Here is a 14,250-nt window from a genome sequence, read left to right as displayed (position 1 = left end):
TTGCCTTAAGAAAGCTGTAAAAATCAAGCTCAGTTTTATAAAGAAAATATAAATTTTGGGAATCAAAACGCGTTATCGCAGCCAATGGCAGGATGTGCAACTGGCCGGAAAATCAGGGTTCCAGGAAGAATTCAGGTTATGGCAGGCAATCTGAAACAAGGGAATGCCGATACCGAAAAACCCTGGCATAAACTTGCCTCCGATTAAGGCAATCAGCTGCAAGGCCGATATTTTGATGAATTCGTCTGATCACTGGCGTATGACCCGAAGGTATTCCGATTTCCATCAGAAGGGGGCTCAGATCAAATTAGAATGACCATTTATGTTAGACCGGTACATGCACAGGCTTCGCTTGTCGCACGGGTCCCCCGATAGCGCCTAAAGACTGTTACCGTAACGATACTTACTTTAAAGTCGGTAAGGCATTATTGTTTAACGCGAGATTGACGGCAGCGCGAACGATCCAACAAAGATCATTTCAGGTTGACTCGTCGCAACTCAAAGTCTTACGAATCACCATCATGTGAGGAATGAACCCGAATCTACGGCAGGTCAATCGAGTCTGACCCATTGCACCTTATCGGTTTACCGGATTCTTGTTTTTATTGAAATTGACATGGGTGTTCCGTATTTCAGAATGTGGCTTTTAAATGGCCGCTCATAAAACTCAGCGAGGAACAGAAATGGTAACAAGTGTAATAGTAAACATAGTTGGCGGAACCGATGCTCAAAATACCACTGCGGTGACAATCGGCAATGTCAGGTGGGGGCTGAACGGCACGGCTAACTTTGGTACGGCGCAAAATGTAGCTGATGGGAACTCATTATTAACTGTCTACAAGACAACCCAACCCGCCCAAATAGCAATAACGGTGGACGCAAGGGGTTATCCTACGACACTCAATATCACAGTCAATGCCGATACCATAAACGTACAAACAGCATAAGCTCAAATTAGCAAAATGGCGGAATTGTATCCGCCATCTTTCCCACTCCACCGGGCCCGTGGTTTCCCGCATCTGGTGCTTATTTCATTAAATATTAAAACTTTTTGGAGGCTTAAATTATGGCTGGCAATACTGACAACATACACGGGTGGAATCCGCTTTATCGTAATAGGAACGTGGATCCAGGAAACAATTTCGATTCATTTGGGTTTAACTATGGTCGTCCGGGTAATTTTAATTACAGACGAGTGACAGGGATTCAGGTATACGACCATCAAGGTCACATCGTTCCTCAAAACATGCTCAATATCGTGTTGGATCCTTTAATGATTGCAATGTCAGAAGCATGTAACAATGCTGGAGACGTCGTTAATTTTATTAACAACCAAATCCCTGCTCGGCCTTGGCTTCAACAGGTGCTGAATTATGTAAATGCTCTTCCTATTGCCGCACCGGAAGCCGCCTTTTTTGATTGGGGGACGCCAGTTATACTCAATAATGCGGTTAATGCGGAAACGAGAGTCGGAGGCTTTTTCTCAATCATGACCTGGAATCCGGTTAATATCTGTAGAGCGCCTGTAGATGCACAACGAGGCAACTATCCCGGTAATGCAGTTGACGTACAGGTATTCACTTATTTGGATGCGAATAATTCAGCCGACCCTGCGTGTCTGACAGCCATACAGAACATCATAAATATTCCGAATAATGCTGCCGCAATAGAAACTTTCCTAAGCGCATGTTCTGCGACGCTTGCGGCTCAACTCATTGCCGGTGCGGGCTTTTATGCGTTTCCATGGAAAGCAAATTCTTTAGCACCCGGCGTACTAATACCCGCGTAATAATCTTCGCTTCCTGTAGCTGTATTTTGGGTTCATCAACGGATTTGATAGTGGGTAGAGGCGGGAGCTAAAACCCACAACCATAATCACAAAGACGTTAGGTTTTGCGTTGTCCCAGCTAACCTTTTTCTTTCCGATCAGTGCCGCTTGCTCTTATGAGTTGAATCTAAGCGTTAATTTAAGCAGATATGGATGTTATTCGATTAGCCACGGGGTAAGGTTCTCATTTGCCGGAATCTGTTGCGCCCAGGCATAGTTGCCCCAGTCCCAGCCCAGATTCACATCGTAGGTGACCGTACACGAGGACATCGCGCTAAAATCTATGATTATCCCCGGCCCATTGGCTCCGGCAAGAGCGGTACTATCTGCGCTATCTACGACTACCGTACCGTTATTTGTCTTCGCCGTAGAGAACATCAGAAGAATTTTATTAAGGGGCCTGATTTCCTGAAGATTTAATCCATTCAATGGAAAGGCGCAATAGGGTACAAAAGCCGAAGGATTTCCATTGATAGTTTGTTCCTGCATTATGCCGCAGGTAAATTCTGTTGTCGTTTGGTTGGAAATAGAGACATCGCCAGGATGTCCCGTGTTGACAACCGACCCAACCCCTCCCTCAATAACTTGCAATGTTTGTCCGCACAAAATATCCGTTGAAAAGCCGACGGTTATTTGCTCTCCCGACACGATAGGACTGCTAGAGGTGTAAACTTGATACGTATCAGAACAACTGACGACAGTTGTCGTTGAATAGCTTTGCGTGCCAAACCATACCAACGGCCTACCCGCTTTGTCCGTACTTTGTACTGCTTTATACCCGTATAAAATGTATTGGCCGGCGAGTAGCTTTTGAATGGTGTCCGCATTCATATTTATATTAATCGTCGCATTATATGCCGAGCTCGACATGGCACGTACTTCCGGACTGGAATCGAGCAGTCCCCAGAAGAGATAAGGCTGAGAGTTAGCACGTAACGTTTTTTGCGTCGCTAAAATGCAAAGCTTTACGAAATCGCGTCGGGTTAATGGGTCGTCAGTTTTGTGACAGCCGGACGGCTGGGGCGTCGTAAGCATTAACGGCTGCGTGGTTTTTAGCGGGGTTGTCCAACACAAGCTTTTACAAAAACAGCGGCTCCCTCCTGCCGCCACAGCACTCGCCGCCGTATCCGCACATATTCGCCAAGTCAGGTTGTACAACCGTTTGATGTAACGCATTAAAAATAAATCAAATAACGCGCCAGCCGATTACAGCTTACGCAGAAAAGGTTATGGACATGTATTTTGCGCGATAAAACCGGATAAGGAAACCCCCTCATGGCGACGTACGCTATGAGGGGGTAGAGGAGCAAAATCAATCGAGCTGGATTTGTAACCAGGCTCAATTTCTTACTTCAACATAGCTGACCGACAAGCATGATTCTCTTCAATGTTTATACGAAATATTAAAGAGATTTTTTGCGTAACCGGTCTACTATGATTGGATGAGTAATGGAGACATTGATGCGTTAGCCGTAACTGACTGAGCCCATGAATATCCGCCCCACGACCAACCTGTGTTAAGGTCGTATGCCACATTTACGTTATTATTAGCCGTCAGATCGATAAAAATACCGGGGCTGTAAGCTTTTTGGATTACCGTTCCGGTGTTGATCTGGTTAGAGGAGAACATAAGTAAAATTTTCTCGATGGGCGCTATAACATCCATGTTGCCGCCATACAGCGGAAATGCACAGAGCGGATTCATCGAGCCGTCGGTCGCTGTTTGTGAAATACCGCATGTGTATTGAGTTGTTGTTTGGTTTAAAATTGAAATGGCCAAATCAGTGCCGTCATTAACCACGGTACCTATCCCGCCCGTAGCAACATCCATGGTTTGGCCAAGGTTAATATTGTTAGAGTTGCTTGCGTTGATTTGGCCATTGGCAATGATACTGCTGTTAGACGTGTAGGCTTGGTACTGTTCCTGCCAGGAAACGGCAGTGGTGGTTGAATAATTTAGCGTTTTAAACCAAACGAGCGGCGCGCCCCCCGATTGCGTAGTTTGTACAGCCTTGAAGCCATATAGATTGAAATTGCCGTTTATAAGATTTGTAACGGTACTTGCACTCATAGTGATTGTGACGCCGTATGGTGTTGCCATTGTTATCTCCAAAATTAAAGTTGAGTTTTTTACTTCATTAATGTCGCTAATATTCACAGGTGGCTGGCAAGTGCTCAAGGTCAGCCCAATATAACGGCAAAGTAAATGTAAATAAATTTGCAAGCTAAGCAGGATCGGTATGCGTTTATTTTCAAGCTATCCAGGTCAACTTACTGTGTGGCATCGTTACCGGTATTCAGTAATTAAGATCACACGGCTAAACAATAAAGCCTTAGTGCCTCTAACATAAGTATCGTTACAGTAACATTTAATATAAGCGGCTTTATAAATTTATCTTTATGTTACGAGACGCCGCCGCACAAGGCGGCTTAGTTTGAACGAATATGCCGTTATTCGTGCCCGAAGAAGCTCTTTAATGAGCCGCAAATAGATGAGGCAAGCTCTTCCTGAAGCGTAATGGCAAAAAAAGCATCTCGATCAAATTGTTCTGACCAAGTAATGCAACCCACCGAAACATCTACCACGCGGATTGAGGCTCTAATGCTTTCTGCATCGATTTGTACACTGCCTTCAAGTCGATGGTTTGCTCCGGCGTTGGAAACATTTTTTAAAGTCCTGCTTTCAGTATCGGTGTCGCCTGACGTGAAAAAAGAATGCGGTACAATTATTTTCCCGAATGCTTTAAATAACTGATGCATAAGTTCCTCATTCAAGCCTTGCGTGAAATGGGCGTTATCTCCATGATACGAAATACATTTAAAGGGATGGATTACCAACATGCAGCACTGCTTGAAATCAATGTCCACCGCACTCATAGCCCTGATAACCGGCATGTAACTGCCTATTGGGACGGATATTTCGATGCATGAACCAGATCCCAACGTCGCATAATAAACTTTAAGCTTTTCACGCAATCGACCGATCTGAACCCGGACCACAGGATCTTCACTGACACTATAAGCAGCCGGATCTCTATCAAAAACCTCTATGCCGATAGCATATTCACTGGTATCGCGCACAGCCCCGGAGATTGCCTTCTCGACAAGAAAGCGCAACAAACGACACATGCGTGGCGCATTAATAAACACACTGCTTGCCAAAATCGTCTCAAGAGCGGTTCGAACCTCACCCGCAGGAATGGCATTGACATCATTCTTCCCGTTTTTCATTGCCGTCATGATGCTCATTACCGGCCCATCACGTTTATGAAATGCAGACCTAATCGTGCTTTTATACTTCTAAATACGATACTCATAATTAGTGTATTTAATAATTATCTGAAATTTTGGATTCATTTGAGCCGGCCATTAAATTTGACATGCTGTTTTAAAAATATGCCTACTTTTCATGAATATTGATTTAATAAAAAATAAGCGGTTTTGTTACCCCGACTTACTTAAGAGGTGTGTCAGTAAATATCATCATTTCAATAAAAAACACGCAATACGCGCATAAAAAACAGGATTTAATTATTTATTTACAATAACTTGCAACAAATAGTGGACTCGGTAACATTAGTAATTAAAATCACGCGCCAAACAATAACGCTATAGTGGCGTCTAACGTAAGTATCGTTACGGTAACGCTCCATCAGTGTTACCGTAACATCGCGGCGTGAACGGTTTGATCAAGCTTGATGCGGCATGGGATACGGCTGCGTGACTTTGAAATACAATGCCCGCGAGACGCCGTTACTGGTGACAAAAAAACGCTTTAATGCCCTGCAAATAGATGAGGCAAGTTCTTCCTGATGTGAGATGGCAAAAAAAACACGTCGATCAAATTGTTCTGTCCAAGCTATACACCCCGCTGAAACATCAACCAAGCGAATTGAAGCTCGAAGACGTTCTTCGTCAATTTGGATGCTGCCTTCGAGTAAGTGCTTTACGCCAGCACTGGAAATATCTTTTAAAATCCAGCTTTCGTGGTCGGCATCGCCGGATGTGAAAAATGAATGCGTTACAATTATTTTCCCAAATGCTTTAAACAACTGATGCATAAGCTCCTCATTCAAACCTTGCGTGAAATGTACCGCATCTTGATGATGCGAAATACATTTAAAGGGGTGGAGCGCCAACATGCCGCACGGCTTGGAGTCGATCTCCACAACACTTTTGCGTTGAATAACCGGCCTGTAACTGCCTGTTGGAATTAATATTTCAATGTCGGCGCCCGCTCCCAAGGTCGCATAATACGTTTTAAGTTTTTCACGCAAGCGACCGACTTGAACCCGAACAACAGGATCTTTACCGGCGCTAAGTAGTAATGCGAAAGTTATTAGGAAGTAAATTTATTGTGTCAAACTGGAAACGATTGCAATAACAGACAAAAATTAGGAGTCCACCTGAAATTCATCGCCAAACTGACCCCGGAAGAGGAAGTAACGTTAACCGAAGCCTATCGTAACCACCCATTATTCCGGGTTAGACAACGGGCACATGCTATCTTATTGAATAATAGGAGGTATGTAATTGCACGGCTGAGCGAATTGTTTGAGTCCCAGCATGAGACTGTCAGCTCATGGTTAGACAAATGGGAAACAGAGGGATTAATAGGGCTTTACGATTGTCCACGAAGCGGTAGGCCTGTGCGCTTCACGGTTGAGGAACAAGCCGTTTTTCTGGGCTATATTGACAAAAACCCACACCAGCCCAAGGCCGCCGCAGCACGATTGCTGGAGGAGACGGGCAAGGAAGCCAGCTTTGACACCTTTAAACGAATTTTAAAAAAAGTGCCTATGCCTGGAAACGTTGTCGGCAATCAGTGAAGGGAAAGCGTAATGAAGCAGATTTCCAACGTGATAAGGCATATCTGAAGGCCTTGAAACAGCAAGAGGATGATGGGGAATTGAAGCTTTACTACTTTGACGAATCCGGATTTAGCACGACACCCTGTGTACCCTATGGATGGCAACGGATTGGCGAGACCCGACAAATACCCTGCTATCGTAGCAAGCGCATGAATGTGTTAGGTTTTTTGAGTCGCAGCAATGATCTGATTTTCCACAGCTCCGAACAATCGGTGACAACGGATACGGTTGTCAATGCCTTTGATGCGTTTGTCGAAACGTATGCAGGCAAGTACGAAGAAACTAAAGTGCCGTGCTGTGTGGTGTTGGATAATGCTTCCATTCATCGTAGCGGCGTATTCAAAGAAAAGCTGGCGGGCTGGCAACAACGTGGTGTGTACTTACATTTTCTTCCGCCTTACAGCCCGGAGCTGAACCTGATCGAAATACTCTGGCGTAAAGTTAAGTACGAATGGTTGCCGCTTGATGCGTATCAAAGTTACGGACACTTGAAAAAGTGGGTGTTGGAAATCCTGAGTGACATCGGTAAAAAATTCCAAATAACTTTTGCGTAACTACTTATAAGCGGAAGGATCGCGATCAAAGACTTCGATGCCGATAAAATATTCGCCGGCATCCTGAGCAGCCCCGAAAATCGCCTTCTCGCCGAGAAACCGTAACAATCGGCGCATGCGAGGTGCATTAACAAACACACTGCTTGCCAAAATCAACTCAAGAGCGGCTTGAACTTCGGCCGCTGGAATAGCGGCCGCCCCCTTTTTCATCGCGGTCATGATGTTCGTCCCTACAACCCATCACGTTTATCAAATGTTGGCCTCACAGGATATTCTGAGGAATGAAGTGCATCGTTTGCATGAATACTAAAATCGCCAAATGTCCGCAGTTATTCGGGTAAACACCCCGCGCTACAAATCGATAAAAACGCAAATGCGGCCAGTCGACAATCCGCGCCGTACCCAGCCATGTCAGACATGGATTTCGAGAATATAATCCAGATAGTTGTTAAAACCGCCTTAGTTGCTTAGCTTTGTGAAGCTCCACCTTACCGTATTGTACGAGAAAGTAACCCTATACTCTTACGCAAAAACTTGCCGGCAGCTATAAAAAAGGACGGCTCTCTGAACTTCGCTGATCAAACATTAAGACGCGGCATCCGACGTTCCAATGTCGCGTTTATTCATCACGAAGCACCTTGATAAAAATTCTTACTGTTTATCAAAACTTAGTTGTAGCATAGTAATCATCATCAAATTCACGCGAGTTTTTATGTCCATAGCAAACGATATACAGCCGCTGCACGCTCAAATGCGCGAGTGGCGGCAGCATCTGCACCGGTTTCCTGAAGCCGCTTTTGAGGAAACAAAAACAGCTGAATTTATTGCCGATAAATTAACGAGTTTCGGCTTGGACGTTCATCGGGGATTAGGCGAAACCGGCGTTGTCGCTACGCTTACGGCCGGGAGCGGCGGTAAGAAAATCGCGTTGCGCGCCGATATGGATGCTTTGTTCATTCAGGAACAAAACACTTTTGCTTACAAATCCTGCCACGACGGGAAAATGCATGCCTGCGGCCATGACGGCCATGCGGCGATACTGTTGGGCGCGGCCAGCTATTTAGCCGAGCATCGCGACTTTAACGGCACGGTGTATTTTATTTTTCAGCCTGCGGAAGAAGGTCGCGCCGGAGCCAGGCGGATGATTGATGACGGATTGTTTGAACAATTTCCGGCCGACTGCGTTTTCGGGCTGCATAATTTCCCCGATATTCCGCCGGGACATTTCGCGCTTAAGTCCGGCGCGATGATGGCCTCATTCGACTGCTTTGAAATCATTATCGCCGGACAGGCAACCCATGCCGCCATGCCGCATTTGGGCAATGACGCGATAGTCGCATCGGCCCAGCTGATTACCGCGTTGCAGACTATTGTCAGTCGAACTCTCAATCCCACCGATCCGGCGGTGGTCAGCATTACCCAGATCCATGCGGGCAATACCTGGAATGCGCTGCCGGAATCGGTTGTGTTGAGAGGCACTTTCCGCTGCTTTAACCGTGCGACTCAAAAAACCATTGCCGATAAAATCGCCCGATTGGTGAACGCGGTCTGCGAGGGTTTTGAGGTCAGCGCAGAAATCAAGTTCAACCCGGAAAATCCGGGTTACCCGGTGACCTTTAATGCGGAAGCTGAAACGGAACTGGCGCTACAAGCGGCGATGGCCGTAGCCGGGGAGGACTGCGTCGATCGACAACCGGCGCCCTGCATGGGTTCGGAAGATTTTGCGTTTATGTTGCAGGAAAAGCCCGGCTGCTATGTCTGGATTGGCAACGGCTCTTCCGAAAACGGCTGCCTGCTGCATAATCCGCATTATGACTTTAACGATGAGATATTGCCGATCGGTACGGCTTACTGGGTGAAACTGGTTGAAACGGTATTGGGAAAGCCAGTTCTGTAGGGATGAACCTACTCTTTTTTTGACTCAAACAACATGTGCGCCATTTTTTTTGCCTTGGTTTTCAGATAACCGACATTGTCATCGTGAGCCACGGACTCGACCGGAATGCGGCCCGCCACGTTAATGCCGAGTTTTTTCAACTCTGCTATTTTCTTGGGGTTGTTGGTAATCAATTCTATGGACTTTATGTTCAGATTTTCCAGCATTAACGCGGCAATGCTGTATTCTCTTTCGTCGGCAAGATGACCCAAATGGATATTGGCATCCACCGTATCCATACCCTGATCCTGCAAGTTATAAGCCTGTAGTTTTTTCAACAAGCCAATACCGCGTCCTTCCTGACGCAGATAAATCAATACGCCGAAACCGGCTTTATCGATCATTTGCAGCGCCATATCCAGCTGTTCGCCGCAATCGCAACGCCTGGAACCCAAAACGTCGCCGGTAAAACACTCGGAATGAATGCGTACCGGCACATTTTCCTTGCCCGCAACATCGCCTTTAACCAGGGCGACATGCTCCTTGTCATCAATGGTGTTGCTGTAGTAATGCAGGATAAACTCGCCGTGTTTGGTCGGGATCGGCGTCTGTACCAGATTTTCTAATTGTGGCTTCACGTAAATAATTAATCCAAAAATTCGTTATATTTTACCTAATTCGACGGCTGTCCAGTTAAAAAGTTTCATGCCGTTTGGAGGATTATGATTTCCAACAAGAACGCATGATGTTTTTTGTTCTCTCGTCCGGCGCGCCCTGCATGAGATTACTTGAATATCAATCCGCTATTTCCGGGCTTCAATCAGCTTGATAATATCACTGCTGCGTTCATCGACATGCACCGAGGTAAAGGCGCAGGCTTTAACGTTTTTAACGGTGTTCCGGTTAATGTTCGCCCCGACCAGCGCGACAACGACAGGGTTAAGCAAATTCATGACCGCGGCAAGCACGGGGTTTGAACTGATCACATGTTCCAGCAATAAAACCTGTCCGCCCGGTTTGCAGACCCGATAAACTTCCTTCAAGCCCTTTACCGCCGACGGCACCGAACAAAAAACAAACGAACAAATCACCGTGTCGAAACTGTTATCGGCAAAACATAACGACTGAATATCCATCAGTTCCAGATCAACATTGACATTTTTCCTGTCCCGTTTCTGCACCGCCTGCTTTAGCATTTTTTCGCTAAAATCGATCGCGGTTATTCTGGCATCCTTGGGATAATAGTCGAAATTCTTGCCCGTCCCTACGCCCACTTCAAGAATATGATGGCCCTCGACCTTGGCCCAACATTTTTTCCGCCAGTTTTTAAAAAACAGCCCTTCCATGACCGCCTCCATGCCCTCAAAATACGGGGCGATCCGGTCGTATCGTTTTCTAATAGCAGCGCTGTCTGGCTTCATAAGGGTTCCGGCTAATTAATCGGGTGCTGCATAGTACAGCGTGAGCTTGGCTGTTATCAACCTTAACTTAAGGCAGGCGTAGGCCGGGAATAAGGCCACCCAAGCGCGTAGCTCGAGGTGGCGTTGCCTACATGGATGTAGGTAAGGAGCGGAAGCTTTTCCGGCGGATTTTAGTGGTATTGCCGGAAACACCGGTTCTCGCTGTCGCTCGAACCGGCTTATTCCGGCCTACGAGACTTCGGTTAAAGCGATATTTTAGGGATATTGCACCGGCACCGGCACCGGCTCCAGTTTCCAGATGTCCCGGTTATAGTCGTTGATGGTTCTGTCCGTGGAAAATTTGCCGCTGTTTGCGCAGTTTAATATGCTCATTCGCGTCCAGTGATCTTTATCCTGATAGGCCGCTTCCACGCGTTTTTGCGCATCGATATAGCTTCTAAAATCCGCAACAGTCATCCACGGGTCATGCTTGCTTTTGATGGATGCGATAAGGTCGTCGAAAATCCCCGGCTCAAACTGATTGAAATGCCCGCTTTCCAGAAGATTCACCACCCGTTGCAAATCTTCATCCTGATCGATGATAGCAATAGGGTCGTAATGCTCCCGCCTTGCTTCGATCTGCTCTTCGGTCAGGCCGAACAGGAAGAAGTTTTCATCGCCGACTTCTTCCCTGATTTCAATATTGGCCCCATCCAGTGTCCCGATAGTTAACGCCCCGTTCATCATCAGCTTCATATTGCCGGTGCCGGACGCCTCTTTTCCCGCGGTAGAAATTTGCTCGGAAAGATCGGCCGCAGGGCAGATCATTTCCATCCCCGAAACCCGATAATCGGGCAGGAAAAACAGGGCCAGCTTATCGTCGACATCGGGATCCGAGTTAATGACAAGGGCGACATTGTTAATCAGTTTAATGCTTCTTTTTGCCATGACATAACCCGGCGCAGCCTTGCCGCCGATCAACACGCAACGCGCAACCCAGTTTATTGTGTCGCCACGCTTGATGCGATCGTAAAGATGAATAACATGCAGTACATTTAAAATCTGCCGCTTGTATTCATGGATGCGCTTAACCTGTATGTCGAACAACGCATCGGGATTTAAATGGATGTCCAGGTATTGCTTTTTGTGCTCAATCAAGCGCAGCTTTGCATTTTGTTTGATGACGCGCCAGCGATGTCGAAACTCGGCATCTTCGGCGAAAGGCTCCAGCTTTTTTAATTCGTCCAGATGCGTTATCCAGCCGTCGCCGATGGCTTCGGTGATTAACGCAGCTAATTCGGGGTTACAAGAGGCCAGCCAGCGGCGCGGGGTTACGCCGTTGGTTTTGTTGTTAAATTTGTGCGGCCATAAGGCATAAAAGTCGCGAAACAAGCCCTGTTGCAGTAACTGGGAATGCAATTGGGCAACGCCATTGACCGAAAAACTGCCGACGATGGCAAGATAAGCCATACGCACTTGCTGCTCGGCCCCTTCCTCTATAATTGACATTCTACTCAATATGGCTTTATCGCCGGGCCAATGCGCTGCGACTTCCGACAGAAAACAGGCATTGATTTCAAAGATAATCTCCATCAATCTCGGCAACAACCGTTGCATGAGTTTGACCGACCATTTTTCCAGCGCTTCAGGCAACAGGGTATGATTGGTATAAGCCATGGTTTGCCGGGTAATGCCCCAGGCTTTAGCCCATGACAGACCATGCATATCCATTAGCAGACGCATCAGTTCGGCTATGGCGATGCTCGGATGGGTGTCGTTTAACTGAAAACAGCTTTTCTCGGCGAAGTTGTCGAACTCATGTCCATGTTGCCTGACCCAAAGGGAAAGAACATCCTGCAAGCTGGCGGAAGCCAGGAAATACTGCTGGCGCAGCCTCAATTCCTTGCCGTTTTCGTTGGCGTCATTGGGATACAGCACCATGGTAATGTGCTCTGCGATGACTTTTGAGGCCACCGATTCGGCATAATCGCCCGCGTTAAACTCATCCAGATTAAATTCCTCGGTCGCCACGGCTTTCCATAAACGCAAGGTATTGACGGTGTTGTTTTGGTAACCCGGTATCGGTGTGTCAAAGGGGACTGCCAACACATCATGGGTACTGATCCAGCAGACCCGCTGATTGCCCTGTTCATCCGTTTGTATTTCGGTATGGCCGCCAAGCTTGATGCGTAAAGAATATTCCAGCCGCTCAATTTCCCAGACATTACCGTGGCGCAGCCAGTGATCCGGCTTTTCGATCTGTTCGCCATTGACGAGAGTTTGGGTAAACATGCCGTATTCGTAACGCAAACCGTAGCCCACCACCGGCAATTGCAACGTCGCGCAACTGTCGATAAAACAGGCTGCCAGACGCCCCAGCCCGCCATTACCCAGACCGGCATCAAGTTCCCGGTCAATCAGTTCTTCGATTTCAATACCCAAATCGTGCATGGCTTGGGTGGCTTCATCTATTACACCGAGATTAAGCATGGCATTGCTCAAGGTTCTACCCATCAAAAATTCCATTGAAAGATAAAACACCCGCTTGCTATCTCTTTTATTATAGGTCTTATAGGTGGTTTTCCAGCGCTCCATCAACCGGTCGCGGATAGACAGCGACAACGCCTCGCAGGCATAAAAAGGCGATGACCGGAAATTCTCGTCCCGTCCCAACGAGTGAACATAATACCGTTTAAAATCGCCGATAAAATCCTCTTTTGTTACACCCAATGTAGGAACATCAGTGATTGAAGAAATAGGCTTGCTCATAACAAATCGTTTATTAGGCATCGTTTACTCCAAGGTTGAGCGAATCAGGTATTAATTTAAGCGGCGTCCCTTTTATTTTACTTTTCGAGGTTGGCAACGCGGGCCAGAATTTCCTTCCACAAGGCATCGTAAGCAACCGTAGATTGGCTTTTCTTGATATAGCCCCCAAGCGGCATGCGCTCCAGCCCCATACGTTCAATGTCGCTGGCATAAGGAATGGCCGTAGTTAAAACCTCAGGGTGCGTCTCAAGCAGATTGTCCATAATCTCCCGGTGCATTTTTTTACGCCGATCGGCCATCGAGAAGAACGGAATGAGCGCCAGTTTATTCAAGTCATTATCCTCGATAAACTTTTCCAGTTGTTCAAGCGTTCTTAACGACAGCGTGGTAGGAATGATCGGCGACAACAATATATCTGCGGCCTCAAAAACGGCTTCGGATAATAGCGATATGTTGGGAGGACAATCCAGGAAAACAAAATCGTATTCTTCCGCCAAGGGCTTCAGGAGTTTTTTAAGTTGCTGGGTCGGCTTTTTCTTGGCGTCCAGAACCAAATCCAGATTTCTGAACGAGAAATCGGCCGGCAATAAATCCAGGTTTTCAAAATCAGTGCCTTTAATCAGGCCGTCCAGTTCGCGTTTTCCGGCGATCAAGTCTTTGCTGCCGCCTTTGATCTTGGGCTTGATGCGAAAATAATAACTGCTGGCTCCCTGCGGATCAAGATCCCAAACCAGGGTGCGATAACCGTTGCGGGCGGCAGTGTGGGCCAGATTGACCGCACTCGAAGTTTTGCCGACGCCACCCTTGATGCTATAGATAGCTAATACATTCATTGTATGGTCTCGTGTTTATACTAATAAAGTTGAAGCACATAACACAACCCCCACTCTTGGCAAGACTCGCCGGTTGCGTAACGGAAGCATTGCCGACTGCCGATTCAAGACACGACAAA

General features: G+C 46.8%; 14 protein-coding genes. 5 read left to right on the top strand and 9 right to left on the bottom strand.

Going from position 1 to position 14,250, the window contains the following annotated elements:
• Positions 1-650: 650 nt before the first annotated feature.
• The gene (locus METTU_RS10070; RefSeq protein ID WP_217182815.1) at positions 651-947 is read left to right on the top strand and encodes a hypothetical protein; all 297 of its coding nucleotides are present in this window, start codon (positions 651-653) and stop codon (positions 945-947) included.
• Between the two features lie 119 nt (positions 948-1,066).
• Positions 1,067-1,789 (top strand): hypothetical protein, encoded by a 723-nt coding sequence (locus METTU_RS10065; RefSeq protein ID WP_006891385.1) that lies wholly within the window; start codon positions 1,067-1,069, stop codon positions 1,787-1,789.
• Positions 1,790-1,984: 195 nt separating this feature from the next.
• Here the strand turns inward: METTU_RS10065 and METTU_RS10060 are convergent, their stop codons facing one another.
• The 4 genes from METTU_RS10060 to METTU_RS10045 all read right to left on the bottom strand — a co-directional run bounded on the left by METTU_RS10060 (position 1,985) and on the right by METTU_RS10045 (position 6,105).
• Positions 1,985-2,659 (bottom strand): hypothetical protein, encoded by a 675-nt coding sequence (locus tag METTU_RS10060; protein ID WP_254257863.1) that lies wholly within the window; start codon positions 2,657-2,659, stop codon positions 1,985-1,987.
• A gap of 601 nt (positions 2,660-3,260) precedes the next feature.
• Complete coding sequence (locus METTU_RS10055; RefSeq protein ID WP_006891382.1) at positions 3,261-3,929, bottom strand: hypothetical protein; 669 nt, start codon at positions 3,927-3,929, stop codon at positions 3,261-3,263.
• A gap of 350 nt (positions 3,930-4,279) precedes the next feature.
• Entirely contained in the window at positions 4,280-5,077 is a 798-nt protein-coding gene (locus METTU_RS10050) for a hypothetical protein (protein WP_006891380.1), read from the bottom strand.
• A gap of 440 nt (positions 5,078-5,517) precedes the next feature.
• Positions 5,518-6,105, bottom strand: coding sequence for a hypothetical protein (locus METTU_RS10045; RefSeq protein WP_050897749.1), 588 nt, complete (start codon positions 6,103-6,105; stop codon positions 5,518-5,520).
• Between the two features lie 78 nt (positions 6,106-6,183).
• Here METTU_RS10045 and METTU_RS24440 point away from each other — a divergent pair, with 78 nt between their 5' ends.
• Together METTU_RS24440 and METTU_RS24435 are read left to right on the top strand one after the other, a co-directional pair.
• A complete protein-coding gene (locus METTU_RS24440) occupies positions 6,184-6,657 on the top strand; it encodes a helix-turn-helix domain-containing protein (RefSeq protein ID WP_254257855.1) in 474 nt (157 codons plus the stop codon).
• Positions 6,654-7,253: an IS630 family transposase gene (locus METTU_RS24435; protein WP_050897727.1), complete on the top strand. Its 600-nt coding sequence runs from the start codon at positions 6,654-6,656 to the stop codon at positions 7,251-7,253. The genes METTU_RS24440 and METTU_RS24435 overlap by 4 nt, the downstream gene beginning before the upstream one ends.
• Here the strand turns inward: METTU_RS24435 and METTU_RS10030 are convergent, their stop codons facing one another.
• Complete coding sequence (locus METTU_RS10030; RefSeq protein ID WP_040579735.1) at positions 7,254-7,472, bottom strand: hypothetical protein; 219 nt, start codon at positions 7,470-7,472, stop codon at positions 7,254-7,256.
• 493 nt (positions 7,473-7,965) lie between these two features.
• Between METTU_RS10030 and METTU_RS10025 the strand changes: the two genes are divergently transcribed.
• On the top strand, positions 7,966-9,150 hold the full coding sequence (locus METTU_RS10025) for a M20 aminoacylase family protein (RefSeq protein WP_006891375.1): 1,185 nt from the start codon (positions 7,966-7,968) through the stop codon (positions 9,148-9,150).
• 8 nt (positions 9,151-9,158) lie between these two features.
• On the opposite strand, the gene ribA is transcribed toward METTU_RS10025, so the two are convergent.
• From ribA to METTU_RS10005, 4 genes are all read right to left on the bottom strand, one after another.
• A complete protein-coding gene (gene ribA, locus METTU_RS10020; protein WP_006891374.1) occupies positions 9,159-9,767 on the bottom strand; it encodes a GTP cyclohydrolase II in 609 nt (202 codons plus the stop codon).
• Positions 9,768-9,932: 165 nt separating this feature from the next.
• Positions 9,933-10,550, bottom strand: coding sequence for a class I SAM-dependent methyltransferase (locus tag METTU_RS10015; RefSeq protein WP_006891365.1), 618 nt, complete (start codon positions 10,548-10,550; stop codon positions 9,933-9,935).
• A gap of 255 nt (positions 10,551-10,805) precedes the next feature.
• Positions 10,806-13,319 carry a glycogen/starch/alpha-glucan phosphorylase gene (locus METTU_RS10010; protein ID WP_006891363.1) on the bottom strand — a complete coding sequence of 838 codons (2,514 nt, stop codon included), beginning with the start codon at positions 13,317-13,319 and terminating at the stop codon, positions 10,806-10,808.
• 56 nt (positions 13,320-13,375) lie between these two features.
• Positions 13,376-14,131, bottom strand: coding sequence for a ParA family protein (locus tag METTU_RS10005; protein WP_006891362.1), 756 nt, complete (start codon positions 14,129-14,131; stop codon positions 13,376-13,378).
• Positions 14,132-14,250 lie beyond the last annotated feature (119 nt).

The organism is Methylobacter tundripaludum SV96 (assembly GCF_000190755.2).
In the GTDB taxonomy this organism is placed as follows: Bacteria; Pseudomonadota; Gammaproteobacteria; order Methylococcales; family Methylomonadaceae; genus Methylobacter_A; species Methylobacter_A tundripaludum.
This window is presented reverse-complemented; position numbering and strand designations above follow the sequence as displayed.

Excerpts from the sequence above, each read along its gene's own strand:
- METTU_RS10030 (WP_040579735.1), bottom strand. The coding sequence starts at position 7,472 with ATGACCGCGATGAAAAAGGGGGCGGCCGCTATTCCAGCGGCCGAAGTT.
- METTU_RS10005 (WP_006891362.1), bottom strand. The coding sequence starts at position 14,131 with ATGAATGTATTAGCTATCTATAGCATCAAGGGTGGCGTCGGCAAAACT.
- METTU_RS10065 (WP_006891385.1), top strand. The coding sequence starts at position 1,067 with ATGGCTGGCAATACTGACAACATACACGGGTGGAATCCGCTTTATCGT.
- METTU_RS10070 (WP_217182815.1), top strand. The coding sequence starts at position 651 with ATGGCCGCTCATAAAACTCAGCGAGGAACAGAAATGGTAACAAGTGTA.
- METTU_RS10015 (WP_006891365.1), bottom strand. The coding sequence starts at position 10,550 with ATGAAGCCAGACAGCGCTGCTATTAGAAAACGATACGACCGGATCGCC.
- METTU_RS10060 (WP_254257863.1), bottom strand. The coding sequence starts at position 2,659 with ATGAATGCGGACACCATTCAAAAGCTACTCGCCGGCCAATACATTTTA.
- METTU_RS10055 (WP_006891382.1), bottom strand. The coding sequence starts at position 3,929 with ATGGCAACACCATACGGCGTCACAATCACTATGAGTGCAAGTACCGTT.
- METTU_RS10010 (WP_006891363.1), bottom strand. The coding sequence starts at position 13,319 with ATGCCTAATAAACGATTTGTTATGAGCAAGCCTATTTCTTCAATCACT.
- METTU_RS10050 (WP_006891380.1), bottom strand. The coding sequence starts at position 5,077 with ATGAGCATCATGACGGCAATGAAAAACGGGAAGAATGATGTCAATGCC.
- METTU_RS10025 (WP_006891375.1), top strand. The coding sequence starts at position 7,966 with ATGTCCATAGCAAACGATATACAGCCGCTGCACGCTCAAATGCGCGAG.